This is a genomic window from Malikia granosa (assembly GCF_002980595.1).
GTDB lineage: Bacteria > Pseudomonadota > Gammaproteobacteria > Burkholderiales > Burkholderiaceae_C > Malikia > Malikia granosa.
The window spans coordinates 15019-38569 of sequence record NZ_PVLQ01000001.1 but is presented as its reverse complement, the minus strand read 5'-3'; the positions used below and the strand labels follow the sequence as shown (position 1 = coordinate 38569).

Annotated in this window: 26 protein-coding genes; 9 read left to right on the top strand and 17 right to left on the bottom strand. The window is 70.0% G+C overall.

Annotation, left to right across the window (positions count from 1 at the left end; translation table 11 throughout):
• The first annotated feature begins 8 nt into the window (after window positions 1-8).
• From C6P64_RS00205 to C6P64_RS00195, 3 genes are all read left to right on the top strand, one after another.
• The gene (locus tag C6P64_RS00205) at window positions 9-1106 is read left to right on the top strand and encodes a C1 family peptidase (RefSeq protein ID WP_105746585.1); all 1098 of its coding nucleotides are present in this window, start codon (window positions 9-11) and stop codon (window positions 1104-1106) included.
• A gap of 71 nt (window positions 1107-1177) precedes the next feature.
• A complete protein-coding gene (locus tag C6P64_RS00200; protein ID WP_105746584.1) occupies window positions 1178-1525 on the top strand; it encodes a hypothetical protein in 348 nt (115 codons plus the stop codon).
• Between the two features lie 85 nt (window positions 1526-1610).
• Entirely contained in the window at window positions 1611-1934 is a 324-nt protein-coding gene (locus tag C6P64_RS00195; RefSeq protein WP_105746583.1) for a protease inhibitor I42 family protein, read from the top strand.
• Window positions 1935-2022: 88 nt separating this feature from the next.
• Here the strand turns inward: C6P64_RS00195 and C6P64_RS00190 are convergent, their stop codons facing one another.
• The 11 genes from C6P64_RS00190 to gspG all read right to left on the bottom strand — a co-directional run bounded on the left by C6P64_RS00190 (window position 2023) and on the right by gspG (window position 12312).
• Window positions 2023-2988, bottom strand: coding sequence for a tripartite tricarboxylate transporter substrate binding protein BugE (locus tag C6P64_RS00190; RefSeq protein ID WP_105746582.1), 966 nt, complete (start codon window positions 2986-2988; stop codon window positions 2023-2025).
• A gap of 127 nt (window positions 2989-3115) precedes the next feature.
• A complete protein-coding gene (locus tag C6P64_RS00185; RefSeq protein WP_105746581.1) occupies window positions 3116-4531 on the bottom strand; it encodes a GspE/PulE family protein in 1416 nt (471 codons plus the stop codon).
• 15 nt (window positions 4532-4546) lie between these two features.
• Window positions 4547-6679 (bottom strand): type II secretion system secretin GspD, encoded by a 2133-nt coding sequence (gspD, locus tag C6P64_RS00180; protein WP_105746580.1) that lies wholly within the window; start codon window positions 6677-6679, stop codon window positions 4547-4549.
• A gap of 4 nt (window positions 6680-6683) precedes the next feature.
• Complete coding sequence (gspN, locus tag C6P64_RS00175) at window positions 6684-7499, bottom strand: type II secretion system protein N (RefSeq protein WP_105746579.1); 816 nt, start codon at window positions 7497-7499, stop codon at window positions 6684-6686.
• Window positions 7496-8011: a type II secretion system protein GspM gene (gspM, locus tag C6P64_RS00170; protein ID WP_170073007.1), complete on the bottom strand. Its 516-nt coding sequence runs from the start codon at window positions 8009-8011 to the stop codon at window positions 7496-7498. The genes gspN and gspM overlap by 4 nt, the downstream gene beginning before the upstream one ends.
• Window positions 8008-9261 carry a type II secretion system protein GspL gene (gspL, locus tag C6P64_RS00165; protein ID WP_105746577.1) on the bottom strand — a complete coding sequence of 418 codons (1254 nt, stop codon included), beginning with the start codon at window positions 9259-9261 and terminating at the stop codon, window positions 8008-8010. Before gspL ends, gspM begins: the two co-directional genes overlap by 4 nt.
• A 51-nt stretch (window positions 9262-9312) precedes the next feature.
• Window positions 9313-10305, bottom strand: coding sequence for a type II secretion system minor pseudopilin GspK (gene gspK / locus C6P64_RS00160; RefSeq protein ID WP_245911578.1), 993 nt, complete (start codon window positions 10303-10305; stop codon window positions 9313-9315).
• Window positions 10302-11003, bottom strand: a complete 702-nt coding sequence (locus tag C6P64_RS18395) for a PulJ/GspJ family protein (protein WP_105746576.1) — start codon at window positions 11001-11003, stop codon at window positions 10302-10304. The genes gspK and C6P64_RS18395 overlap by 4 nt, the downstream gene beginning before the upstream one ends.
• Window positions 11003-11386: a type II secretion system minor pseudopilin GspI gene (gene gspI, locus C6P64_RS00150; protein WP_105746594.1), complete on the bottom strand. Its 384-nt coding sequence runs from the start codon at window positions 11384-11386 to the stop codon at window positions 11003-11005. Before gspI ends, C6P64_RS18395 begins: the two co-directional genes overlap by 1 nt.
• A 5-nt stretch (window positions 11387-11391) precedes the next feature.
• A complete protein-coding gene (locus tag C6P64_RS00145) occupies window positions 11392-11847 on the bottom strand; it encodes a GspH/FimT family pseudopilin (protein ID WP_105746575.1) in 456 nt (151 codons plus the stop codon).
• 6 nt (window positions 11848-11853) lie between these two features.
• Complete coding sequence (gspG, locus tag C6P64_RS00140) at window positions 11854-12312, bottom strand: type II secretion system major pseudopilin GspG (RefSeq protein ID WP_281257916.1); 459 nt, start codon at window positions 12310-12312, stop codon at window positions 11854-11856.
• Between the two features lie 106 nt (window positions 12313-12418).
• Here gspG and C6P64_RS00135 point away from each other — a divergent pair, with 106 nt between their 5' ends.
• Window positions 12419-12880, top strand: a complete 462-nt coding sequence (locus C6P64_RS00135) for a type II secretion system protein N (RefSeq protein ID WP_105746574.1) — start codon at window positions 12419-12421, stop codon at window positions 12878-12880.
• An 84-nt stretch (window positions 12881-12964) separates the two neighbouring features.
• Here C6P64_RS00135 and ilvA read toward each other — a convergent pair whose 3' ends face one another.
• From ilvA to C6P64_RS00120, 3 genes are all read right to left on the bottom strand, one after another.
• Window positions 12965-14530 (bottom strand): threonine ammonia-lyase, biosynthetic, encoded by a 1566-nt coding sequence (gene ilvA, locus C6P64_RS00130; protein ID WP_105746573.1) that lies wholly within the window; start codon window positions 14528-14530, stop codon window positions 12965-12967.
• 138 nt (window positions 14531-14668) lie between these two features.
• Entirely contained in the window at window positions 14669-16666 is a 1998-nt protein-coding gene (locus C6P64_RS00125; protein WP_105746572.1) for a putative bifunctional diguanylate cyclase/phosphodiesterase, read from the bottom strand.
• A gap of 5 nt (window positions 16667-16671) precedes the next feature.
• Window positions 16672-17082, bottom strand: a complete 411-nt coding sequence (locus C6P64_RS00120; protein WP_211296766.1) for a putative pterin-binding protein — start codon at window positions 17080-17082, stop codon at window positions 16672-16674.
• Window positions 17083-17488: 406 nt separating this feature from the next.
• Between C6P64_RS00120 and C6P64_RS00115 the strand changes: the two genes are divergently transcribed.
• Complete coding sequence (locus tag C6P64_RS00115; protein ID WP_105746571.1) at window positions 17489-17941, top strand: OsmC family protein; 453 nt, start codon at window positions 17489-17491, stop codon at window positions 17939-17941.
• A gap of 76 nt (window positions 17942-18017) precedes the next feature.
• Here C6P64_RS00115 and coq7 read toward each other — a convergent pair whose 3' ends face one another.
• Genes coq7 through C6P64_RS00100 form a run of 3 tightly spaced genes read right to left on the bottom strand, consistent with a single transcriptional unit; the run spans window position 18018 to window position 20298 of the window.
• Window positions 18018-18680, bottom strand: a complete 663-nt coding sequence (gene coq7, locus C6P64_RS00110; RefSeq protein ID WP_105746570.1) for a 2-polyprenyl-3-methyl-6-methoxy-1,4-benzoquinone monooxygenase — start codon at window positions 18678-18680, stop codon at window positions 18018-18020.
• A gap of 60 nt (window positions 18681-18740) precedes the next feature.
• Window positions 18741-19493, bottom strand: a complete 753-nt coding sequence (locus tag C6P64_RS00105; protein ID WP_105746569.1) for a DUF2189 domain-containing protein — start codon at window positions 19491-19493, stop codon at window positions 18741-18743.
• A 22-nt stretch (window positions 19494-19515) separates the two neighbouring features.
• Window positions 19516-20298, bottom strand: a complete 783-nt coding sequence (locus C6P64_RS00100; RefSeq protein ID WP_105746568.1) for an SDR family NAD(P)-dependent oxidoreductase — start codon at window positions 20296-20298, stop codon at window positions 19516-19518.
• An 83-nt stretch (window positions 20299-20381) separates the two neighbouring features.
• Here C6P64_RS00100 and C6P64_RS00095 point away from each other — a divergent pair, with 83 nt between their 5' ends.
• From C6P64_RS00095 to C6P64_RS00080, 4 genes are read left to right on the top strand one after another with little or no spacing between them, the layout of a single operon-like run.
• Window positions 20382-21329, top strand: coding sequence for a TatD family hydrolase (locus tag C6P64_RS00095; RefSeq protein ID WP_105746567.1), 948 nt, complete (start codon window positions 20382-20384; stop codon window positions 21327-21329).
• Window positions 21326-21853 (top strand): DNA-deoxyinosine glycosylase, encoded by a 528-nt coding sequence (locus tag C6P64_RS00090; protein WP_105746566.1) that lies wholly within the window; start codon window positions 21326-21328, stop codon window positions 21851-21853. The genes C6P64_RS00095 and C6P64_RS00090 overlap by 4 nt, the downstream gene beginning before the upstream one ends.
• A complete protein-coding gene (locus C6P64_RS00085) occupies window positions 21853-22626 on the top strand; it encodes a class I SAM-dependent methyltransferase (protein ID WP_105746565.1) in 774 nt (257 codons plus the stop codon). Before C6P64_RS00090 ends, C6P64_RS00085 begins: the two co-directional genes overlap by 1 nt.
• Window positions 22623-23534 carry a DMT family transporter gene (locus C6P64_RS00080; RefSeq protein WP_105746564.1) on the top strand — a complete coding sequence of 304 codons (912 nt, stop codon included), beginning with the start codon at window positions 22623-22625 and terminating at the stop codon, window positions 23532-23534. Before C6P64_RS00085 ends, C6P64_RS00080 begins: the two co-directional genes overlap by 4 nt.
• Window positions 23535-23551 lie beyond the last annotated feature (17 nt).

Genomic DNA, 23551 nt, shown 5'->3' with positions numbered 1-23551 from the left:
ATCGACAAATGACGGACAGCCTCAAGACCATACAGAACGCAATTGCCAAGGAGGGCCTGGACTGGCAGGCCGCCGCCACCAGCGTGTCGCAGCTGAGCGCCGATGAGCAGAAGACGATGCTGGGCCTGCGCGTCGACAAGGCCGAACTCGACGCGACCGAGAAGGCGATCAAGGCCGCCTCCGCGCTCAGCGCCTTGCAGGCCGAGGCCGGTTTCCCGCTCGCGATCGACTGGCGCAACAACGGCGGCAACTGGACTACGCCGATCAAGAACCAGGGCGCCTGCGGTTCCTGCGTCGCCCATGGCACGCTGGCCACCATCGAGGCGCGCGCCAACATCGCCTGCCAGAACCCCAATCTCGACCTCGACCTGTCGGAGTCCCACCTGTTCTATTGCGGCTGCGGCAACTGCTGCGGCAACGGCTGGAACTTCGCCCCCGCGCTCGAATTCTGCAAGAACACCGGGGTCGCCAAGGAGGCCGACTTCCCCTATGTCGACAGCAACCAGCCCTGCAAGCCCGGCGTCGTGCCGATGTTCAAGATTGCCGGCTGGACCCAGGTGCTCGCGCTGGCCGACCGCAAGAACCTGCTGTCCGCACGCGGCCCGATGGTCGCCGGCATGGCGGTCTACCAGGACTTCTTCAGCTACTCGGGCGGCATCTACAAGCATGTCAGCGGTAGCCTGGCGGGCTACCACGCGATCTCGGTGGTCGGCTACAACGAGACCGACAAGTACTGGATCTGCAAGAACAGCTGGGGCAGCAACTGGGGCGAGCTCGGGCCCGACGGCCAGCGCGGCTGGTTCCGCATCGCCTATGGCGACAGCGGCCTCGACACCCAGTTCGCGTTCTACGACGTGCAGCTCAGCCAATGCCCGGTGCCGGTGATCGATCCCTGCATCAAGCACCGGCTCTACCTGAGCAGCGTGCTGAGCGCGGCCCAGACCAACCGCGCGCTGCGCGCCTGCCTGCTGTTCCATGTCTGCCGGGTCGGGCGCCTGTCCCTGTGCTCGAGCACCGTGATGGCCGTGGTCAACCGGGTCCAGTCCGTGCTCAAGGTCTGCCCGCAGTTCCGTGCCGCCTTCTGCCGCGCCCTGCAGGCGACCTGAAGCGGCGCGCCTTGCAGGCATTGGCCAGGGGCGGCAGTGTCCGTCCCACCACCCAACACCAGGAGGACGATATGAGTGGATGTGGATGCAAATGCGGCTCGCAACAGGCGGCCGGACAGCCGTTCGAGGCGGCGGGCGATGTCTTCGGGCCGGACTTCGGCCTGCCCGGGGCCGGCGGACCGTCGGCCGTCGAGCTGTTCGCGGCCTGGACCGAGCCGGGCGCCGAGGCGGCTGCGCCGACCGACGAGGCCGACCAGGAGCTGGCCGATGCCGCGCTCGAGGACGAGCAGGCGGCGCAGCAGGAGCTCGACGAGCTGCTGGCCGAGGGCGAAGGTGGCGCGGCGGTCGAGCCCGGGCTCGAGGAGCTGCTGACGCTGCTCAGGAACCGGCCTGGACTCAAGCTCACGCTGTCGTACTGAGCCGGGCCGCGCGCGGGGCCGGCGCTATCATGGTCGACGGTCCCGCCGCGCGGCGGTTTTTCATCCTTGCAGCAAGGTCGCAGGCATGCCGAAGACATATACCCGGGAGCAGGCCCGCATCGGCGTCCGGGCGGGCGAGCAGTTCACCGTCGAGCTCGAGTCCAACCCGACCACGGGCTACCAGTGGCAGCCCGACTTCGATCCGGCCGCGCTCAGGCTGGTCGGGCGCGACTTCAGCCTGGCGCGTGCGGCGGCAGGCGCGGCCATGGCCGTCGGCGGCGGCGGCATCGAGCGCTTCCGTTTCGAGTCGCTCGCCGCGGGCACGAGCCGGCTCTCGTTTGCCTACCAGCGCGCCTGGGAGCCTGGCGTGCGCGATCAGGCGCAGTTCGAGATCAACGCGGCCGGATGAGCCCAGGCCGGCCCATCAGCCGCCCTCGCTGGCTCCCAGCCATCCGTCAGCTGTCGATTGGCTGCCGGACGGCCGATCTCGGGTCCGTTCAGTCGAGCTTGAGCTTGCGGCTGTTGACCACCTGTTTGTAGATCTCGAACTCGGACTTGATCTGCGTGGCGAACTGCTCGGGCTGGTTGGCGACGATCAGCGAGCCGGTGCCCTCGATGCGCTTGCGCACCGCCGGGTCCTCGAGCGACTTGCGCACGCCGGCATTGACCTTGTCGACCACTTCCTTCGGCAGGCCCTTGGGGCCGATGATGCCGAAGAAGGCCATGCGGTTGACCGGCTCGAGGCCGACTTCCTTGAAGGTCGGCACATTGGGCAGCTGCTCGAGGCGCTTGGGCGCCGCGACCGCGATCGGCACCAGCTTGCCGGTCTGGATGAAGGGCAGCGCCGAGGGCAGGTTGTCGAAGATCATCTCGACCTGACCGGCCACCGCATCGTTGAGCGCCGGACCCGAGCCGCGGTAGGGGATATGGGTGATGAAGGTCTTGGTCTGTTCCTTGAACAGTTCCATCTGCAGGTGCAGGATGGTGCCGGTGCCCGACGAGGCGTGCGAGTACTTGCCCGGCGCCTTCTTCACGGCCTCGATGAAGGCCTTGTAGTCCTTGGCCGGAAAGCTCGGATGCACCGCCAGCACATTGGGCGTGGCGGCGATGTTGATGATGGGCGTGAAGTCCGTCACCGGGTTGTAGGGGATCTTCGGATTGATCGCCGGGTTGGCGGCCATGCTCGAGACTGTCGCGAGGCCCAGGTTGTAGCCGTCCGGCGCCGCGCGCGCGGTTTCGGCCGCGCCTATGCTGCCGCCGCCACCGGCCTTGTTCTCGACGATCACGCTCTGGCCCAGCGCCTTGCCGAGCGGATCGGCAATGATGCGCGCGACCACGTCGGTGGTGCCGCCGGGCGCGAACGGCACCTGCAGCTTGATCACCTTGTTCGGGTAGCTCTGGGCCAGCGCCAGCGAACAGGCACCCAAGGCGCAGGCCAGGGTCAATACTTGACGACGTTTCATCTCAATACCTCAATCGATGGAAGGGGATGGCTTGCACAAGGCATCCCGGGCCGGGATGCACGCAAAAAGCATACCCGACCCGAGGCCGCTCCGGCCGGACCCAGCATGCACCGGGTCTTGACCCAGGTCAATCCCGGGTCACCCGCAGCAGCTCCTCGCGGCTGGTGATGCCGGCCTGCACCAGGCGCTCGCCGTCGTCGCGCATCAGCACCATGCCGCCGGCCAGGGCCTGGGCGCGGATCTCGCTCTCGGCCGCCTGGCGGTGGATCAGGGCCCGGATCGCGTCGTCGGTGACCAGCAGCTCGTAGATGCCGGTGCGGCCCTGGTAGCCGGTCTGGCCGCAATGCGCGCAGCCTTCGCCCTGGCAATGGGTGCAGCGCTTGCGCACCAGGCGCTGCGCCAGCACCCCGAGCAGCGAGGAGGCGAGCAGGAAGGGCTCGATCCCCATGTCGGTCAGCCGCGTGACGGCGCTGGCGGCGTCGTTGGTGTGCAAGGTGGCCAGCACCAGGTGGCCGGTCAGCGAGGCCTGGATCGCGATCTGCGCGGTCTCGAAGTCGCGGATCTCGCCGATCATGATCACGTCCGGGTCCTGGCGCAGGATGGCGCGCAGCGCCTTGGCGAAGCTCAGGTCGATCCTGGCGTTGACCTGGGTCTGGCCGACCCCGGGCAGCTCGTACTCGATCGGGTCCTCGACCGTCATGATGTTGAGCTGGGAGGCGTCGAGCCGCTGCAGCGCGGCGTAGAGGGTGGTGGTCTTGCCCGAGCCGGTCGGGCCGGTGACCAGGATGATGCCGTGCGGCTGGTTGATCAGCTGCTCGAGGCGCTGCAGGGTCTGGCCCTGCATGCCGACCGCCTCCAGGTTGAGCTTGGATTCGGACTTGTCGAGCAGGCGCAGCACGGCGCGCTCGCCATGCGCGCTCGGCAGCGTCGAGACCCGCACGTCGATGGCGCGCGTGCCCAGGCGCAGGCTGATGCGGCCGTCCTGCGGCAGCCGCTTCTCGGCGATGTCGAGCTCGGCCATGATCTTGAGGCGGCTGATCAGCGCCGCGTGCAGCGCGCGGTTGGGCTGCACCACCTCGCGCAGCGTGCCGTCGACGCGGAAGCGCACGCTCGAGTGGCGCTCGTAGGGCTCGATGTGGATGTCGCTGGCGCCGTCGCGCGCGGCCTGGGTCAGCAGCGCATTGAGCATGCGGATGATGGGGGCATCGCCGGCGGTCTCGAGCAGGTCCTCGATCGCGGGCAGGTCCTGCATCATGCGGCTGAGGTCGGCATCGCTCTCGACCTCGCTGACGACTTCGGCGGCGCTGGCATCGCCCCGGTTGGCGTAGGCGGCGCTGATGCGCTGCATCAGGGCCGCCTCGTCCTCGGTCTGCAGCCGGCTCGGGCCGTGGCGGCGCAGCACCTCGCCCAGGGCGCTGGCCAGCGCCAGCCGCTTGTCGGCGCTGGGCGGCGGCGCCCACAGGATGCTGCCGTCGCTGTCTTGCTGCAGCAGCAGCCGGTGTTCGCGCGCCCAGGCGTAGGGCAGGGGGTAGGTCGTGCTCATGCGCGGGGTCCGGGCTCAGTTCACGATGGCGGCCGGGGCCGGCGCGGTCGGGCGGCGCTGGCCCAGCTCGAGCTGGGGCAGGGTGGCGGACTCGTTGATGCCGAGCACCTGGTTGGGCTGCGGCTGCCGCTGCAGCTGGCTGCCGCGCATCAGCTCGTAGCGGTCCATGGCCAGCGACTCGCTCTGGCGTCCGTCGCGCAGCACGACCGGGCGCAGGAAGACCATCAGGTTGGTCTTCTTGCGCTGGCGCTGCTCGCTCTTGAACAGGTTGCCGAACAGCGGCACGTCGCCCAGGCCCGGCACCTTGTCCTGCTTGCCCGAGTAGTCGTCCTGCAGCAGGCCGCCGAGCACGACGATGCTGCCGTCCTCGACCAGCACGCTCGATTCGATCGAGCGCTTGTTCGTGATCAGGCCGGCGGTCGAGGTGTCCGAGATGCTGCTGACTTCCTGGAACACCGTCATCTTGACGGTGCCGTTCTCGCTGACCTGGGGCCGCACGCGCAGGGTCAGGCCGACGTCCTTGCGCTCGATGGTCTGGAACGGGTTGACCGAGCCGTTGTTGGTGTTGTTGTTGGTGTACTGGCCGGTCACGAAGGGCACGTTCTGGCCGATCACGATCTTGGCTTCCTCGTTGTCCAGCGTCAGCAGGTTCGGCGTCGACAGCACGTTGCCGTCACCCGTGCTCTGCAGGAAGTTGGCCAGCGCGCCGAGGTAATGCTGGCCGTTGAAGCTGGGCGCCAGCGCCAGGTTGAGGCCGCCGCCGAGCGAGTTGACCGCGGTGCCGAGCGCGGTGCCGCCGGCGGCCAGGCCGGCGGTCAGGCCCAGGATGTTGGCGCCTGCCGTGCCCGAGTTGGTGCCGATCAGCCCGAGCGAGCCGTTCTTGCCCAGCACGCCCTGCCACTGGACGCCGAATTCGGCCGCCTTGTCGGCGTTGACCTCGGCGATCAGGCTTTCGACATAGACCTGGGCCCGGCGCGTGTCGAGCTGGTCGATCACGCTGCGCAGCTGGCGGTACTGCGGCTCGGGCGCGCTGATGATCAGCGCATTGGTCGCCGGGTCGGCCTGGATCTGGCCGCCGACCGAGGGCTGGGCCGGTCCGGACAGCGGGGCGCTGGCACCCGTGGCGCCAGCGTTCGCGTTGGCCTGCCGCACCGTGCCGGCATTGCCGGTGGCACCGGTCGTCGCGCCCGCGCTGCCCGGGGTGGCGCTGTCGGCCGCCAGCGCGGCGCGCAGCGTGATCGCGAGCTGGCTGGCGTCGGCATTCTTCAGGTAGACCACATGGATGTTGCCCTGGCTGCCGGCCGCATTCGGGCGGTCCAGCTTGTCGACCAGCGCCCGCACCAGCGCGACCCGGGCCGGATTGGCCGCGCGCAGCACCAGCGCGTTGCTGCGCGGCTCGGGCAGGATCACGGTCTTGAAGCTGCTGTCGGCGCCCGGAGCGGCAGCGCCGGCCGTGCCGGCGCCGCCTTCGAGCAGCTTCTGCATCAGCGGCGCGAGGTCGTTGGCCAGCGCGTGCTTGAGCGGGATCACCTCGACATCGCTGGCGGTCGCGGTGTCGAGCGCGCTGACGATGCGGCCAAGCCGGCGCAGGTTGTCGGCGTAGTCGGTGATCACGAGCGCATTGCTGCCGGGCGTGACGTTGATGGTGTTGTTCGGGCTGATCAGCGGGCGCAGCACCGTGACCAGGTTGTTGGCGTTCTCGTGGTTGAGGCGGAAGATCTGGGTCACGATCTGGCCGCCGGCGGCGACGCTGTCGGCCGCCACCACGGTCGGTGCCTGCAGCTTGGCCTCGGCCTCGGGCATGATCTTGTACAGGCCCTGGGACTCGACCAGCGCGAAGCCTTGCAGGCGCAAGGCGGCGTTGAACTGCTCGAAGGCGGCGGCCGGGCTGACCGGCTTGTCGGTCGACAGGTTCATCTGGCCCTTGACGCGCGGATCGACCACCAGGTTGCGTCCGGTCAGCGTGGCCATGGTGCGCGCCACCGACTCGATCTCGGCGTTGGCGAAGTTGAGCGTGATCGGTTCGCCGGCGCGCAGGGTCGGGCTGGCGGCCTGGCTCCAGGCGGCTGGCAGGGCACAGGCGGCCAGGCTCAGCGCAATCGCCTGTGCCAGCAGGCCGCGGGTGGCGGAATTCAACGGGTTCTTCATGACTTCATCCCAGGCTGATATGGGCGCGCGCGCCATCGCGCCGCCCCAGTATGTTCAACAGGTTGGACAGCGCGCGTTCGCTGCCCGCGGCGGCTTCGGCTTCGCCGCGAAAACGCAGCCGCCGGCCGGTCCAGCGTCCTTCGCCGCTGAGCTTGAGCTCGCCGCGCAGGGTTTCGAGCCGCAGCTGCGGGCTGCCGCCGGCATCGGGCTCGAAGCGCATCCGGTAGCTGCCGAGCGGCTTGAGCGTGGACAGGCTCGATCCCAGGTCGAGCGCCTGCAGCTCGAACGGGCCGGTCAGGCGCGCGCGGCCCTGGGCCCATTCGATGCCGCTGCCCTCGGTCTGCAGCTGCAGGCTGCCTTGCAGCTGGATCGTGTTCCAGGGCGCACCCAGGCCCGCGAGCCAGCTCGCCGGCCAGAGGCTTTGCTGGCGGCCGAGTTCGAGCCGGGCCGAGCCGGCGCGCCAGGCCAGCAGCAGGTCCAGGCCCTGCGGCGTGCAGCAGGGCGCCGACAGCTTGAGCTGCAGCGCCGGTCCGCCAGACCAGGTCGGCGCCAGTTTCCAGCTCATGCCCTGCGGCAGGGCGGCGGACGAGCGGCTGCCCGTCCCGCCCGTCAGCACCCATTCGGCCCGGCCTTGCCAGACAGTGCCGCGCGCGTTGAGCAGCCTGACCTGGTCGCCGCTGGCCTCGCGCACCAGCAGTCCCAGCGCACGCGCCGGCGCGAAGCTGATGGCTCCGACGCCCAGGCCGATGGCCGCGGCGAGCAGGAACAGGCCGTTGCCGCGTCGCGTCCCGGGCTTGGCGCCCGCCGGGGCCGGCCTCATGTGCCGGCTCCGCTCGGGTCGCCCAGCACCAGCTGGCCCTGCCAGCGCCAGGCGCCGGCCGATCCGCTGCGCTCGAGCTGGACCTGGATCGGGCGCAGGCGGGCGTTGACCCGGGTTTCCTGCAGCCATTGCGCCAACGCGCCCGGCGCCGCGTCGCGCAGGATGACGGTGACCTGCTCGCCTGCCGGGCTGAGCTGGGCCTTGTCCTTGAGCAGGCGCTGGGTCGTTGCCTCGAGCGTGCGCAGCCGCTCGGACCAGGCCGGTGGCCGGGCGCTGTCGGACTGCTGCAGGGCCTTGGCCTCGGTTGCCATCGCGCGCATCTGGTGCAGCTGCGGCAGCAGGGCGGCCTGCCTGGCGGGCGCCGCCTGCAGGGTGCGCCAGGCCGGCGCGATCGCCAGGCTCCAGAGCAGCGCCGCCAGCAGCAGCCAGGCCGCCGATTGCAGGGCCAGCCGTTCGCGCGGCGCGCGCGTGGCCAGCCAGGCCTGCCAGCGGGTGTTCAAGATCGTCGTCATTTTCTCTCCCATTCCAGGCGCCAGTCGTTGCCCTGCGGCTCGACGCGCCAGCCACGCGCCTGCAGCGCGCCTTGCAGCGACTGCTCGGCCGCGGCATCCAGCCGGATGCCGATCAGCTTGGCCTGGCCGGGCCCGAATTCGATCTTCTGCCAGCTGGGTGGCTGGCCGCTGGCGCCCAGCGCCGCGAGCAGGCTCTCGAGGTCGCCGCCGCCGAGTTCGCCGCGCTGCTGGCGCAGGCGCTCGAGCTCGGCCTGCATCTGGCGCGGCGCGTCCAGCACCAGCTGGACCTGGGGAAAGGTCTGCGTCAGCAGGGACTGCAGCTCGGCTTGCTGCTTGCGATAGGCAGCCTGCTCCTGCCAGGCCAGCAGGTTGAGCCCGAGCAGCTGCAGGCCGAGCAGCGCGCCCAGGCTCCAGCGCACCGGGCGCCAGGCCGGGTCGCGCGCCAGCGTGCGCCAGGCGCGCGGCAGCCATTGGCCCCGGCGCTGGCTGGCCGACAGCCTCAGGTCGAACTGGGCCAGGTTCCAGCCCTGGCGCAGCGATTGCAGCCAGCGCTCGGGCGCGCTGGCCACGCTCCACGGCAGTTCGGGCCAGGCCTGTTCGGCCAGCGCGAGGTGGGCGGCATCGGCGTAGGCTGCGGGATGGCTGGCTTCGCCGTCGGACGGGTCCTGCGCCAGCCACAGCCTGAGGCTGGCCGGTATGGCGGGCTCGCTGCGGCTCGGGTCGGCATTGGCCGCATCGGCCAGCGGCAGCACCAGCAAGCCCTCGGGCCCGGCTGCGATGGCCCAGGAACGGTCGCCCTCGCCCTGCAGCCAGAGCTGGGGCACAGGCTGGGGGCAGGCCGCCGGCAGGATGCGCCCGACCGGCCGGCCGGCCTGCTCGAGCGCCTGCAGCTGCGCATGCAGCCTGGCCTTGTGGCAGACGGCGACCCAGCCGCTGCCGGCCGCTCCGGGCTTGAGGCCGGGCTCAAGCGCGAAATGCAGCAGCGCGGGATCGTCGAGCAGATGCTCCTCGAGCAGGCCCTCGAGCGCGGCACGCCAGCGCGCCGGCGCGATCTTGGGCCAGCTGACGCGGTGCCAGGACAGCTGTTCCGGCGGGATCACCAGCACGCATTCCGCCTCCTGCGGCAGATCGGTGATCGGTGACAGGCCCTGCCGGGCCAGCTTCAGTCCATCGGGTGACTGGGCCCAGCGCCAGGCTGTTCCGGGCTCGGAGCCGGTCGAGGCGGTTTCAACAGGGGTCAGCAGCAGCACATCGGATTCCGGGGAGGTGAATGAGGGAGGAAATTGCAGGCCGGGAGCGGATCATTCTAGAACCGGGATTTGACGCTTCAGGCCGCCATGCGCGCGCCAGAGCACCCGGACCTGGATGCCGCTGCGCTGCACCAGTGCGTCCTGCTCCAGGGTCGCGCCGTCGATCTGCAGCAGCCCGCGCACGCGGAAGTAGCGGCTCGAGACGGCATGGCGCTGTGGCTTGAGCTCGGCGGCGATCGCGGGCAGCTGCTCGCCGAGCTCGTTGATGGCAGCGAAATGCCGGCGTTCGCGCTGGGCGAGCAGCGACTGCGCCTGGCCCAGGTCGAGACCGGCCAGGCTGGCATGCAGCGCCAGCGCGCTGGCCGTGTTGAGGTTGAGCGGGGTCGGCTCGGGCAGCCAGGTGGCATGGGGGGCGAGCCGCTCCAGCGTCTGGCGCGACAGGCCGAACCAGGCCAGCTGCTCGAAGCGTTGCGGTCGCAGCAGCCGCTGCTCGGCGGAAGCCGGATCGCTGTCGTAGGCGGCCAGCAGGCCCTGCATGAGCTGCTGCAGCTCGCTCGATGGCAGGCCGAGCGCGGCAAACAGCCGCAGGAAGGCCTGGCGTTCGACGGCCGCGAGCTGGGCCCGTTCGCCGCTGGCTTCGATCAGGTTGCGGAAATTGAGCTTGCCCTGCTCGTCGCTGATGCCGCCCGAGAGCCGGGCATCGAGCGCGCCGTCGTCGACCTGGGCGCTTTCGGCCCCGGTCAGGAAGCTCGACAAGCGGGTCTCCTGCAGCGGGATGGCCCAGGGTTCGGCCAGGTGGTCGACGCTGCTGGCGCGCGCGTCCTCGCGCAGGATCAGCCGCGACCAGTCGAGCGCCCCGGTCAGCAGCCAGAGCGATTGCGCGCGCTCGCGCGCCGTCTGCTCGAGCTGCTGGCTGCGCCACTGCTGCCAGTAGGCGGCCGCGCTGATCGAGGCCACCAGGGCCACGGTCAGCATGGCCAGCAGCAGCGCCGCGCCACGCTGGTGGACCGGACTGGCCTGTCGGGCGGATGGCGCCGGCCTCACTGGCCTTCTCCGCCGAGGCTGGGGCGGACCCAGTCGCGCACCAGCTGGCCGCCGGGATTGCCGCCCGCCGGCAGGGTCAGCAGCAGGCGCACGCCGTCGGGCAGCGGCTTGGCCGCCTGGTTGAGCGCCGGGTCGTTTGCCGGGTTGACCGAACCCTCGGCCGACTGCGGGTTGCTCCAGGCGCCGCCGCGGTGGAAGAACAGCTGCCAGGACGTGGCCGGCGTCAGCAGCACCTGCTGCAGGCGGTCCTGGGCGCTCGGGTTGCGGCCCCATTGCGCGACCTGCTGCCAGGCCTGCTCGAGTTCGCTGGCCCGGCGCAGCGGGGCCGAGGTCCAGCGCGCCCAGCGCAGCGCGCCCGATTGCGGATCGGCCTGCAAGCTCCAGCCGACCACGCGCAGTCCCTGGTCCGGGCCCCGGTCCGGGTCGCCGCGCGTGATGCGCAGCACGCGGCCGTCGAAGTCGATTGGCGCGACCTGCTCGGTCGCGAGCGCGGCATCGAGGTCGGCATCCCATTGCGCCAATGCGGTCTGCCACTGGCTCCAGCGATCGAGCTGCTCCTGCGTGATCGATTGCGCGCGCGTCATGCCGTCGAGCGTGCGCCAGCTCAGCAGCGCGAGCATGGACAGCAGCGCCATCGCGATCAGCAGCTCGATCAGCGTCAGGCCGCGCATCGGCCCGGGACGGGTTCCAGTCCGCATCAGTAGCGCCCCATGATCGTGCTCAGCTGCAGCAGGCGTCCGCCGCCAGCGGCCGGATCGGGGTTGTCGATCGCGGCTTCGACGCGCCTGAAGCTGGGGTTCGGCGTCGGATTGACGCGCAGCCGGATCGTGAAGGTCTGGCCGGCCTGCTCGCAGCTCGAGCTCGACTCGCCGACCGGCGGCAGCTGACGCAGCAGGCGCAGCCTGACCAGTTCGTTCTCGGCGCAGAGCTGGGCCAGCCATTGCCTGGGCTGGCGCTCGGCGGCGCGGGTCAGCGCGCCGCTGGCCTGCAGTCCGGCGCTGAGCGCGACCGCCACGATGGCCAGTGCCACCAGGATTTCAACCAGCGTGAAGCCGCGCTGGTGCGGCCGGTGCGCGCGCATCTCGATCAAGGCGATCCGGGCTCGGCGGCCTGCACGCTGAAGGGCAGGAAGCCGTCGCTGACCAGGCGCAGGCTGCGCCCGCCCAGGCTCAGCACCAGGGTCTGGGCCGGAATCAAGGGTTCTGGCCCGAGCCGCAGCGTGCGCGCTCCGGCCGGCCGCTCGATCCGCGCCTGCACCCCTTCGGCCAGCCAGTCGCGCGCGGCCAGGGCCTCCTCGCCGCTGGCCGGGCGGTTCGCACCGGTGAACTCGAAGCCGCGCGCGGTCGCGCGCCATTCCACGGCCGCGGCGCTGGCGCGGGCATGGGCGCGCGCCGACTCGAGCAGGGCGGCCAGGCGCTGGGCATCGCGCTCGAGCGGCTTGGCGTCGGGCAGCGACAGGGTCACGCCTGCCGTGGCCAGGCCGATGATGGCCAGCACGACCAGCAGCTCGAGCAGCGTGAAGCCACGCTGGCGTGCGGCCATGGCGCTTTACTGCCAGCTGCCGATGTCGGCATCGCGGCCTTCGCCACCGGCCTTGCCGTCGGCGCCCAGCGACAGCACGTCGACCGGACCGTGCAGGCCCGGGCTCAGGTACTGGTAGGGATTGCCCCAGGGGTCGGCCGGCAGCTTGTCGAGATAGGGCCGCCAGTTGCCCGGCACCGGAGCCGCGCTGGGCTTGCTCACCAGGGCCTGCAGGCCCTGTTCGCCGCTCGGGAAACGCTGGTTGTCGAGCTTGTAGAGCTTGAGCGCCTGCATCAGGTTGTTGACGTCGGTCTTGGCCGCCGTCACGCGCGAGTCGTCGGCGCGGTCGAGCACATTGGGCACGATCAGCGCGGCCAGCACGCCGATGATGACCAGCACCACCATCAGCTCGATCAGGGTGAAGCCGCGCGAACGGGTGCCGGGAGCCGGCTGGCGGCGCGATGAGAAGTTGCAAGGACTGGACAAGGGAGATCTCCATGGGGGCGCGCACAGCGCAGGCCGACCCGTCAAATGAAAGCAATGACCGGGCCCTATGATAAGGGCCCATCATGACACTAGAGTTCAGCCCAACATGACATCGCTCCGCTCCCTGCGTCCCGCCCTGGCTGCCTCGGCAGCGCCGCGCTGGCTGGCCGCCGGCCTCTGGCTGCTGGCCGGCCTGTCGGCCAGCTACTGGGGCCTGCGCGCCTGGGGCGATGCCGAGCTGGTCAAGGTACCGGCGCCGGCCGCCGAGCCGGCCACGGTCGATCCGGAGGCGGTCGCGCGTGGCCTCGGTGCCGTCAACGTGGTCGCGTCCCAGACCGAGGGCGAGCCGATCGAGGCCAGCCGCCATGTGCTGCTCGGCGTGGTGCGCGACGGCGCCGGCCGCGGCGCGGCGCTGATCGCCAGCGACGGCAAGCCCGCCAAGCCCTACCGGATCGGCGACGAGCTGCCCGGCGGCTTGGTGCTGCGCGAGCTCACCCCGCGCGAGGTGCTGCTCGGCCCGGTCGAGGGCGAAGCCACGCAGCGCCTGAGCCTGCCGGCCAGGCGCTGACCTCCATTCATCTGGCCAGTCTGGCCCGCGAACGGCCCGGTCGGCCCGCCGGCGGCCAAGGCGGCGCAGGCAGGTCAGGCCGCTTCAGTCCTGCAGGAACAGGCGGTAGATCGGGTTGCCGGTTTCCTCGACATGCGGGTAGCCGAGTTGGGCGATGAAGTCCTCAAAGGCCTGGCCGTCGGCCTGCGGCACCTGCAGCCCGACCAGGATGCGGCCGTAGTCGGCGCCCTGGTTGCGGTAGTGGAACAGGCTGATGTTCCAGTTCGGCCGCATCAGGCTCAGGAACTTGAGCAGCGCGCCCGGACGCTCGGGGAAGGTGAAGCGCAGCAGCCGCTCGTCCTGCGCCAGCGGCGAATGGCCGCCGACCATGTGGCGGATATGTTCCTGCGCCAGGTCGTCGTGGGTCAGGTCCAGCGTCGAGAAGCCCTGCCGGCCGAAGCTGGCCGCGATCTCGGCGCTCTCGCCCCTGGCCGAGGTGGTCAGGCCCAGGAACACATGGGCGACCTTCTCGTCGCTGATGCGGTAGTTGAACTCGGTCACGCTGCGCGGGCCGCCCGGCAGATGCTCGATCGTCTCGAGGAAGCGGCGGAAGCTGCCGCGCTCCTCGGGGATGGTGACGGCGAACAGCGCCTCGCGCTCCTCGCCGACCTCGGCGCGCTCGGCGACGAAGCGCAGCCGGTCGAAGTTCATGTTGGCGCCGCACAGGATGGCGGCATAGGTCTGGCCCTCGGCCTGCTGCTCGGCGACATATTTCTTGATCGCCGCCACCGCCAGCGCGCCGGACGGCTCGACGATCGAGCGGGTGTCGACGAAGATGTCCTTGATCGCGGCGCAGACCTCGTCGGTATCGACCGCCACATAGCCGTCGACCAGCTGCTGCGCGATCCGGAAGGTCTCCTCGCCGACCAGCTTGACCGCAGTGCCGTCCGAGAACAGCCCGACCTCGGACAGGGTGACACGGTGGCCGGCGGCGACCGACTGCATCATTGCGCAGGAGTCGTTCATCTGCACCCCGATGACCTTGATCTCGGGTCGCAGCGCCTTGATGTAGCTGGCCACGCCCGCGATCAGGCCGCCGCCGCCGATGGCCACGAACACCGCGTCGAGCCGGTCCGAGCCCAGGCCCTGCAGCTGGCGCAGGATCTCCATCGCGATCGTGCCCTGGCCGGCGATCACGTCCGGATCGTCGAAGGGATGGACGAAGGTCAGGCCCTCTTCCTGCTGCAGCTTGACCGAATGGTCGTAGGCGTCGGAGTAGCTCTCGCCGGCCAGCACCACCTCGCCGCCGAGCGCCTTGACCGCATCGATCTTGAGCTGGGGCGTGGTGGTCGGCATGACGATCACGGCGCGGGTACCGAGCTTGCGTCCGCCCAGGGCGACGCCCTGCGCATGGTTGCCGGCCGAGGCGCAGATCACGCCCTTGGCCAGCTGCTCGGGACTCAGGTGCGCCATCTTGTTGTAGGCGCCGCGCAGCTTGAAGCTGAACACCGGCTGCTGGTCCTCGCGCTTGAGCAGGATGGTGTTGCGCAGGCGTCGGCTCAGGTTGCGCGCCGGCTCGAGCGCGGTCTCGCTGGCGACGTCGTAGACGCGGGCAGTCAGGATCTTCTTGAGGTAGTCGTCGGTGGTCAGTGCGGTGGGCGTCTGGGTCATGGTGAGGAGCTTGAGCGGCCTGGACGGTCGGATCGGGCGAATCGGGCGAATCGGGAAAGGGCGGCGCGGGGTCGGGCAGCGCGCGGCATCAGCCCTCCATCATAAATCCGGCCCAGTCAGCGCCGGATTCCGCTGCCCTCAGCGGGTCGATGGCGCGGCTGGCGCAGCGGCAAGGCCCGCCTGCAGCAGCGCGTCCAGCGGTTCGGGCTGGTGCCAGTGGTAGCCCTGGCCGAAATCGACGGCATAGTCGCGCAGCAGCGCCTCGACCGCGGCGTCCTCGATGCCCTCGGCGATGGTGAGCTGGCCGGTGACCCTGGCCACGCTGCAGATCGCCTGCACCGCGACCTGGTCGTAGGCGTCATGTGCCAGCCCGCGGATGAACTGGCTGTCGATCTTGAGGTAATCCACCGGCAGGTTCTTGAGATAGCCGAAGGACGACATGCCGCTGCCGAAATCGTCCAGCGCGACCTTGACGCCCAGCCGCTGCAGGGTCCTGATCAGGGCCCGCGTCTCGTCGATGTTGGCGATCGCGGCGGTCTCGGTGATCTCGAACAGCAGCTTGCCTTCAGGCAGCTGGCGGCGTTCGAGCTCGTCGATCAGGAAGCGGTGGAAGGCCTTGTCGCCGACCGACTGCCCGGACAGGTTGACCGCCAGTTCAGCCACATGGCCGAGGGTGTCGTGGTGCTGCTCCAGCCAGTCCAGCGTGGCGCCGATCACCCAGCGGTCGACGCGGCTGCTCATGCCGAAGCGCTCGGCCGCCTGCAGCAGCTGCTGCGGCCCGATCAGCAGGCCGCCGTCCTGCAGCCGCAACAGCACCTCGCCCTTGATGCCGCGCGCCAGCGGGCCATCGCGCAGCGGCACGATGCGCTGCCAGTAGAGGCGCAGCTGGTCCTGGTCGAGCGCCTGGTCGAGCCGCTGCATCCAGTGCATCTGGCCGCGGTAGGCCTCGATGTCGCAGTCGCTCTCGCGGTACAGCTGGACCCGGTTGCTGCCCATGGCCTTGGCCACGTAGCGCGCCGAGTCCGCCGCCTGCAGCACCGCGCCGGCGCTGGTCCAGCGCCCGTTGAGCATGACCAGGCCGACGCTGGCGCCGATGCGGAAGCGCTGCCCGGAAAACATGAAGCGGTAGCTGTCCAGCCTGGTGCAGAGCTGTTCGGCCACCCGCAAGGCCTGCTGCTGCGAATGTTCCTGCAGGATCACGCCGTACTCGTCGCCGCCCAGCCGGGCCAGGGTATCGCCCGGGTGCAGGTTCTGGCTGAGCAGCTCGCCGACCTCGCGCAGCAGCTGGTCGCCGGCCTGGTGGCCGCAGGCGTCGTTGACCATCTTGAAGCGGTCGAGGTCGATGATCAGCACCCCATCCTCGGCCTGCTGTGGCCGCAGCGAGGCCAGCCGCAGATCGAGCCGGCGCTCGAACTCGTCGCGGTTGCTCAGGCCGGTCAGGGCGTCGTGGGTGGCGCGGTGGCTCATTTCGGCGTGCAGGGCACCGAGCTCGTCGTTGCGCCGGTGTGCCAGCCGGAGCTGGCGCAGGGCCAGGAAGGCGAAGGCCAGCACCAGCAGCGCCAGCGTGGACGAGGAGGCCGTGGTGGTCCTGAGCTGCTCGCGGATCACATGCAGGTGCTCGGTGGTCCGGTAATGCTGGGCCGCCGTGCTGCCCAGGACCAGCTGCCTGACCGTGGTGATCTGTCCGCTCAGCAGCCGCTCCATCCGGGCCAGCTGGTCGGCGTCGAACGGCGGCGGATTCAGCTCATCGTCCAGGTAGGGGTCGAGCGTGGCCAGCAGCTGCTTGAGCCTGGCGATGACGGGTCTCAGCTCGGTCTGCTGCCGCAGCTGTTCGCCCACGTCGCCCTCGCGCAGCAGCTCGAAGCGGCTGGCGAGGATCTGGTAGCGCAGCGCCAGATCGGCCATGTCGGCCTGGTCCTGGCCCGCGCGCCGCGCGTCCTTGAGCTGGTTGAGCAGCTTCAGGTATTCCAGTTCGAACTGGTAATAGTTCCAGGGGATGTCGGAGCGGTTGGCGATCAGCGAGCGCTCGACGGCCCGCCATTCCTGCAGCTGCAGCCAACCCACCCCGCCGAGCAGCAGCATGATCGCCAGCGCGATCATCATCAGCGAGCGTGTGCGGCCAGTGAGCGATGACATGCGCGTCACTCGACGGTGATGGTCTTGATCTGCCAAATCGAGCGCGCGTAATAGAGCGGGTTGTTCAGTTCCGGATAGCTGTCGAAGGGGTAGACCAGGAACAGCGGCCCCTTGTTGCGCACGCTGAGCGCCTTGCCGTTGAGCTGCCAGGCGAGCACGGGCTGGTACTGCTGCAGGTCGGACAGGGGAATGTTGACCGAGTAGTCGTTCAGTGCCGTGATGCGCAGCGTCTTGCCCGCCGGCCTCAGCGGTTCGAGCAGGTCCCACAGCCTGGGACCGCTGAAATGTCCCTGGCCGTCATGCCAGGGCGTTCGGGTGCGCACGGTGTATTGCGGCAGAGCCCTGAGTGCGGCGCTGTCGAACTCGATGAGGCCTGCGCCATCGGGCGCGCGGATGGCGCCGTCGATGCGCAGCATGGGATGCAGCGCGGCGGGGCTGGCGCCTGGATGACCGGTCGTCCTGGGCTGGGCGCTGACGGAAGGGCCACAGAGCGCGCTCGCTAACAGCAGGCCTGCTGCCAGCAGGCCATGCACAAGCGCTGAGCGGGTCAATCTGTGGCCGACGAGGTTCATTCTGCGTTGAATATTTATTACGCTGGATGATAACCTTCTGTCGAGACAAAAAAAAGCCCGGATCAGAGATCCGGGCTAGAACCACCCATAGAGGGCAGAGGAGACAATCGTCAGCGGAGCCTGAGCTCCGGGCGATGCAACAGGATTTAAAGGATCACTTGTTGCATACAATGCGCTTAGTATAAACCCTAGGTTTTTCCTCTGCAAGCGTTTTTTGCAGAAAAATCGAATTTTCTGGAGATATCCCCCGATGGAATGCACCGTGACCTGGACCGGCGCCGCCGGCACCCGCTCGAACATGGGCTTTATTGCCGAGACCGGCAGCGGCCATGTGCTGATGATGGACGGTGCGCCCGATGCGGCCAAGCCCGAAAACGGCGGTGCCAACCTGGCGCCGCGCCCGATGGAGGCCTTGCTGGCCGGCACCGGCGGCTGCACCGCCTACGACGTGGTGTTGATCCTCAAGCGTGGCCGCCACGACGTGCGCGGCTGCAGCGTCAAGCTGACCAGCGAGCGCGCCGAGACCGAGCCCAAGGTCTTCACCAAGATCCACATGCAGTTCACCGTGACCGGCAAGGGCATTCCGGCCGCCGCGGTCGAGCGCGCGATCGAGATGAGCCATCACAAGTACTGCTCGGCCAGCATCATGCTCGGCAAGACCGCCGACATCACGACCGGCTTCGACCTGATCGAGGCCGACTGAGCCTGCTGCCAGCGCAGCCGAGCCGGCCGGACCCGACCCACTGGACCGGGTCCGGCCAGGCCTGACAGGCCAGGCTTCAGACCCGGTGCGCGATCGTCGTCATGACCTTGGCCGAGGCGCGCATCACTGCCTTGACCGGGGTCGGCAGGTCCATGCCGCCCGCGGCCTGGGCCTCGTCGGCATGGCGCACCTCGTCGACCTTCATCTGCAGCACCACCGCGCGCGAGGCATGGTCCTGTGCCGGCAGCAGGTCGAGGTGGCTGTCGAGATGGGCCTCGACCTGGCGCTCGGTCTCGATCACGAAGCCCAGGCTGACCTGGCGGCCGAGCCGGCCGGCCAGCAGGCCGATGCCGAAGGCGCCCGCATACCAGAGCGGATTGAGCAGCGAGGGCCGCGAGCCGAGCTCGTCGAGCCGCTGCTTGCACCAGGCCAGGTGGTCGGTTTCCTCCTGGCCGGCGGCTTCCAGGTGGCGCGCGAGCTGTTCACGTTCCTGCGCGCTGCCGGGGCCGAGGCGGGCCGCCAGTGCCTGCGAGGTGTAGAGCGCCTGGGCGCAGATCTCGCCCACGTGGTTGACCCGCATCAGCGCGCCCGACAGCGCCTTGTCGCGCTCGGACAGCTCGCTTGGCACGGCTTCCAGCGTGGTCGGGGCGGGCGTGGGGCGGCCGGCACGATGGGGCGCGAACAGGGTCCGCAGTGCGCTGTCGGCGGCTATCAGGCTGGCATCGACGAGGGTGGACATGGCTACTCCGGTGCAAGGTACTTGTCCGATTATCGCAGCCAGGCCCGCTGCAGCCGCCGCTCAGCTGGCGGGCTGCGGGGGCAGCAGCTGGCGGTAGGCGTGCCAGCTCGCGTGGCCCAGCACGGGGCCGACGACCAGCAGGCCCAACAGCCAGGGCAGCATGGCCAGCGCCACCAGCAGCGTGATCAGCGCGCCCCACAGCAGCATCACGCCCGGGTTGTCGGCGCAGGCGCGCAGACTGGTCAGGCCCGCCGTCACCGCGTCGACCTGCCGGTCCAGGATCATCGGGATCGAGATCACGCTGGTGACGAAGATCAGCCCGGCGAAGACCGCGCCGACCGCGGCATAGCTCAGCAGGAAGGGGAGGTTTTCCGGACGCAGCAGGCTGGCCAGCAGGTCCTCGGTCGAGGGCAGGGTGTTGAAGCTCACCGCGAACACCACCAGCGAGGCCCGGCTCCAGATCAGCTCCAGGATCAGCAGCAAGCCGGCGAAGATGGCCATCTGTCCCTGCCGGGTCTTCCAGGCTGTCAGCGTGCTGCGCAAGGAGGGGGCGCGACCGCCGAGCTCGAGGCCACGGCTGGCGTCATAGAGGCCGAGGCAGAGGAGGGGGCCGACCAGCAGGAAGCCGGCGCTGAGCGCGAGCACATATTCGGGCGCCGACGCGAACACCCACCACAGCGCATGGCCCATCAGGCAGAAGCACAGGCCGTAGAACAGGCCGATGTGCGGGCAGCGCATGAAGTCGCGCCAGCCTCGCTGCAGCCAGCGCAGTGGATCGGCGGGGCTCAGCCGGGTCAGTTCGATCGGGTCCATGGCTTGCCTCCTGTGGATGGTCTCAATCGCGCACGTCGGCGACCACCGGGTCGCCAAAGTCGGGCCGTTCCAGCCAGGCCAGCACCCGCGCGGCCGCCTGCTCGGGGCTGGTCAGCAGGCCCTGCTGGTGCAACTCCACGAAGCGTTCCCGGTCCGGGAAGCGCCGCGGATCGGCGTCGCGCATCTGGACCTGCATGCCGGTGGCGATCACGCCTGGCGCCAGCGAGACCACCTTGGCCCCATGCGGCTGCTGTGCCTGCTCGAGCGCGACGCAGCGGCTGAAATGGTCGAGCCCGGCCTTGGCCGCGCAATAGGGCGACTGCGCGGCCATGGCGCGCCGGCCCAGCCCCGACGAGATGTTGAGCAGCTTGCGCTCGCCCTGCCAGCCGGCATCGACCCAGGCTTGGGTCGCGCGCAGGAAGGCGCCGCTCAGCAGCATCGGCGCCTCCAGCCCGACCCGCAAGGCCTGGACCAGCTCATCGGCCGGGCAGTCCTGCAGCGGGACGATGGATGGCAGCAGGCCGGCGTTGTTGATCAGCGTCGCGCTGTTGATCGCGGGCGGATGCAGGCTGTGCAGCCAGCGCTCGAGCCGCTCGACCGCCTCGCCGGCATCGCCCAGGTCCTGCGCCCATTGCTCGAGGTGGACGCCGGCGGCGCGCGCCTCGTGCTCGAGCTCCGGGTTCACATGGCGCGACAGGCACAGCAGCAGATGGCCCGGGCGCATCAGCTGGCGCGCCAGCGCCAGCCCCAGGCCGCGCGAGGCACCGGTCAGGATGGTGAGATCTTGGGCGAGTGGGGTGTTCATGGAGCCAGCATACGCCGTCACCGCGACGGCGTCATCTGCAAGCAGAAAACCTCTGTTCACCATGGGTGAAGGACAATCCCGGCATGTGGATCGATACCCATTGCCACCTCGATGCGCCCGAGTTCGGCACCGACCATGCCCTGGGCCTGCAGGCGCGCGAGCAGGCGCGCGCGCTGGGCGTCGGCCTGTGCGTCTATCCGGCGGTGCACGCGGCCGATTTCGCTTCCGTGCGCGAATTGGCACACCGGACCGGCGACGCCTATGCGCTCGGCATCCACCCGCTGTTCGTGCCGCGCGCCGGTCCCGAGGACCTGCAGGCGCTGGCCGCCGCGCTCGAGCGCCATGCCGGCGACCCCCGCCTGGTCGCGGTCGGCGAGATCGGGCTCGACTTCTTCCTGCCCGAACTCTGCACGCCCGGGATGCGCGAGCGCCAGTGGCAGTGCTACCGCGAGCAGCTGCGGCTGGCGCAGTGCCACGGCCTGCCGGTGATATTGCATGTGCGGCGCTCGGCCGACTGGCTGCTCAAGGGCCTGCGCGAGGCGGCGGCGCGCGGCCGGCCGGTCGCTGGCGGCATCGCGCATGCCTTCAACGGCAGCGTGCAGCAGGCGCAGGCCTTTTTGTCGCTCGGATTCAAGCTCGGCTTTGGTGGCGCCGCGACCTTCGACGCCGCGCGCCAGTTGCGCCAGCTCTTTGGCAACCTGCCGCCCGACGCGCTGGTGCTCGAGACCGACGCGCCCGACATCCCGCCGCAGTGGCGCCATGTCAACGCGGCCCAGCGCGCGGCGGGCCGGCCGCAGGGCCTCAACAGTCCGGCCGAGCTGCCGCGCATCGGCGCCGAGCTGGCCGGCCTGCGCGGCCTCTCGAGCGCCGCCCTGGCCGGGCTGACGACGGCCAATGCGCTGTCGGCCCTGCCCAGGCTGGCGGCGCTGTTGCCGTCGCCGGCAGCGGCGTTCGTTCCGGCCGATCAAGCCGATCCAGCCGCGGCGGGCCCGCCGCCCGTCGGCACCGCCCGCCACATGGAAGCCTCATGACCCTGACCTCGCTGCCTGCCCTGCGCCTGCATGGCCTGGGCCCCATCCTCGACGCCGGCACGCGCCTGATCGTGCTTGGCAGCTTCCCGAGCGTGGCCTCGCTGCGGGCGCAGCGTTACTATGCGCACCCGCAGAATCAATTCTGGAAAATCCTCGGCGCCCTCTGGGGGCTGCCGCTGCACGACATGAACTACCAAGCAAGAACCGACGCCCTGCGCGCCCATGGCCTGGGCGTCTGGGACGTCTACGCCGCCTGCGAGCGCGAAGGCAGCCTCGACAGCGCGATCGAGAACGCGCAGCTCAACGACCTCGCGAGCCTGAAGACCCGCTGCCCGCGGCTGCAGGCGATCGCGCACAACGGCGGCGAGAGCTTCAAGCACGCGCGCCACACCCGCGCGCTGGGCCTGCCGGTCTACCGCCTGCCCTCGACCAGCCCGGCCAACGCGAGCTGGACCTTCGAGCGCAAGCTCGCGGCCTGGCGCGAGGTGTTCGCCGCCCATGGCCTGACCCAACAGGAGGCCTGATGGCGACCAAGACCCGTACCAAGACCGATCCCGACAACCTGCCCGAGGTCACGATCTCCGAGGACAGCGAGGTCCGCTTCCTGCACCTGGGCACCGAATGGGTCCAGGGCAGCATGCTGATCAAGCAGCCGTTCGAGATCGAGCTCGAATATGTCCAGCGCATGATGGCCTGGCTGCTGTTCGTCGATCCCGACAGCGTGGCGCAGCGGCGCGCGATGCAGCTGGGGCTGGGCTCGGCCGCGCTGACCAAGTTCCACTTCAAGAAGCTGAAGATGGACACCACCGCGATCGAGATCAACCCGCAGGTGGTCGCGGCCTGCCGCACCTGGTTCAAGCTGCCGCCCGACTCGGACAAGCTCAGCGTGATCCTGGGCGATGCGGCCGAGGTGGTGCGCCACGCGCCCTTCCATGGCAGCATCGATGCGCTGCAGGTCGATCTCTACGACCACGAGGCCGCCGCGCCGGTGCTCGACAGCCCCGACTTCTACACCGACTGCCGCCACATGCTGACCGACGAGGGCTGCATGACGGTCAACCTGTTCGGCCGCGACGCCAGCTACGAGCGCTCGCTCGAGAGCATCAAGGCGGCCTTCGGCGCCGATGCGGTCTGGGCCTTCAAGCCGACGCGCGACGGCAACACCATCGTGCTGGCGCAGCGCACCCCGAGCCACCCGAGCCGCATGGAGCTGCTCGCGCGCGCCGAGGTGGTGCAGGAGCGCTGGGGCCTGCCGGCGACCAAGTGGCTCAAGGTGTTCAAGCCGGCGCAGCCATGAGCGCGGCGGTCGGCAGTCCCGCGGCAAGGACCGGCCTGCTGCTCGCGCTGGCCGGCTCGATCGCCTTCAGCGGCAAGGCCATCATCGTCAAGCTGGCCTACCGCTACGGCGTCGATGCGGTGACGGTCATCATGTACCGCATGCTGTTCGCGCTGCCGATGTTCCTGGGCTTGAGCTGGTGGGCGACCTATCGCTCGAACAAGCCGGTCATCCCGCTGACCCGGCGCGACTGGCTCGGCATCCTGGGGCTGGGATTCAGCGGCTACTACGCGGCGAGCATGCTCGACTTCTGGGGGCTGCAGTACATCAGCGCCAGCCTCGAGCGGCTGATCCTGTACCTGAACCCGACCCTGGTGCTGGTGCTGGGCTGGCTGCTGTACCGGCGCCCGATCCGTGCCCAGCAATATGTCGCGATGGCCCTGAGCTATGGCGGCATGTTGCTGGTGTTCGGCCACGAGCTCAGCTTCGAGGGCCGATCGACCCTGGTCGGCGCGGCCCTGGTGTTTGCCAGCGCGGTCAGCTACGCGCTCTACCTGGTCTACAGCGGCGAGCTGGTCAAGCGCCTGGGCTCGCTGCGCCTGGTCGGCCTGGCCACCAGCGTCGCCTGCCTGCTGTGCATCCTGCAGTTCCTGCTGCTCAAGCCGCTGTCGGCGGCCATCGTCGCGCCCGAGGTCATCGGGCTGTCGCTGCTCAATGCGCTGGCCTGCACGGCGGCGCCGGTGCTGATGGTGATGATGGCGATCGAGCGCATCGGTTCGGGGCTGACCGCGCAGGTCGGCATGGTCGGGCCGCTGTCGACGATCGCGATGGGGGTCTGGCTGCTGGGCGAGCCGTTCGACGGCTGGGTGCTGGCCGGCACCGCCCTGGTGCTGTCCGGCGTGCTCTGGGTCACGCGCGCCAGGCCCTGAAGCCGCTGCGGCCCAGT

Excerpts from the sequence above, each read along its gene's own strand:
- C6P64_RS00205 (WP_105746585.1), top strand. The coding sequence starts at position 9 with ATGACGGACAGCCTCAAGACCATACAGAACGCAATTGCCAAGGAGGGC.
- C6P64_RS00200 (WP_105746584.1), top strand. The coding sequence starts at position 1,178 with ATGAGTGGATGTGGATGCAAATGCGGCTCGCAACAGGCGGCCGGACAG.
- C6P64_RS00195 (WP_105746583.1), top strand. The coding sequence starts at position 1,611 with ATGCCGAAGACATATACCCGGGAGCAGGCCCGCATCGGCGTCCGGGCG.
- C6P64_RS00190 (WP_105746582.1), bottom strand. The coding sequence starts at position 2,988 with ATGAAACGTCGTCAAGTATTGACCCTGGCCTGCGCCTTGGGTGCCTGT.
- C6P64_RS00185 (WP_105746581.1), bottom strand. The coding sequence starts at position 4,531 with ATGAGCACGACCTACCCCCTGCCCTACGCCTGGGCGCGCGAACACCGG.
- gspD (WP_105746580.1), bottom strand. The coding sequence starts at position 6,679 with ATGAAGAACCCGTTGAATTCCGCCACCCGCGGCCTGCTGGCACAGGCG.
- gspN (WP_105746579.1), bottom strand. The coding sequence starts at position 7,499 with ATGAGGCCGGCCCCGGCGGGCGCCAAGCCCGGGACGCGACGCGGCAAC.
- gspM (WP_170073007.1), bottom strand. The coding sequence starts at position 8,011 with ATGACGACGATCTTGAACACCCGCTGGCAGGCCTGGCTGGCCACGCGC.
- C6P64_RS18395 (WP_105746576.1), bottom strand. The coding sequence starts at position 11,003 with ATGCGGACTGGAACCCGTCCCGGGCCGATGCGCGGCCTGACGCTGATC.
- gspI (WP_105746594.1), bottom strand. The coding sequence starts at position 11,386 with ATGCGCGCGCACCGGCCGCACCAGCGCGGCTTCACGCTGGTTGAAATC.
- C6P64_RS00145 (WP_105746575.1), bottom strand. The coding sequence starts at position 11,847 with ATGGCCGCACGCCAGCGTGGCTTCACGCTGCTCGAGCTGCTGGTCGTG.
- C6P64_RS00135 (WP_105746574.1), top strand. The coding sequence starts at position 12,419 with ATGACATCGCTCCGCTCCCTGCGTCCCGCCCTGGCTGCCTCGGCAGCG.
- ilvA (WP_105746573.1), bottom strand. The coding sequence starts at position 14,530 with ATGACCCAGACGCCCACCGCACTGACCACCGACGACTACCTCAAGAAG.
- C6P64_RS00125 (WP_105746572.1), bottom strand. The coding sequence starts at position 16,666 with ATGTCATCGCTCACTGGCCGCACACGCTCGCTGATGATGATCGCGCTG.
- C6P64_RS00120 (WP_211296766.1), bottom strand. The coding sequence starts at position 17,082 with ATGCTGCGCATCGACGGCGCCATCCGCGCGCCCGATGGCGCAGGCCTC.
- C6P64_RS00115 (WP_105746571.1), top strand. The coding sequence starts at position 17,489 with ATGGAATGCACCGTGACCTGGACCGGCGCCGCCGGCACCCGCTCGAAC.
- coq7 (WP_105746570.1), bottom strand. The coding sequence starts at position 18,680 with ATGTCCACCCTCGTCGATGCCAGCCTGATAGCCGCCGACAGCGCACTG.
- C6P64_RS00105 (WP_105746569.1), bottom strand. The coding sequence starts at position 19,493 with ATGGACCCGATCGAACTGACCCGGCTGAGCCCCGCCGATCCACTGCGC.
- C6P64_RS00100 (WP_105746568.1), bottom strand. The coding sequence starts at position 20,298 with ATGAACACCCCACTCGCCCAAGATCTCACCATCCTGACCGGTGCCTCG.
- C6P64_RS00095 (WP_105746567.1), top strand. The coding sequence starts at position 20,382 with ATGTGGATCGATACCCATTGCCACCTCGATGCGCCCGAGTTCGGCACC.
- C6P64_RS00090 (WP_105746566.1), top strand. The coding sequence starts at position 21,326 with ATGACCCTGACCTCGCTGCCTGCCCTGCGCCTGCATGGCCTGGGCCCC.
- C6P64_RS00085 (WP_105746565.1), top strand. The coding sequence starts at position 21,853 with ATGGCGACCAAGACCCGTACCAAGACCGATCCCGACAACCTGCCCGAG.
- C6P64_RS00080 (WP_105746564.1), top strand. The coding sequence starts at position 22,623 with ATGAGCGCGGCGGTCGGCAGTCCCGCGGCAAGGACCGGCCTGCTGCTC.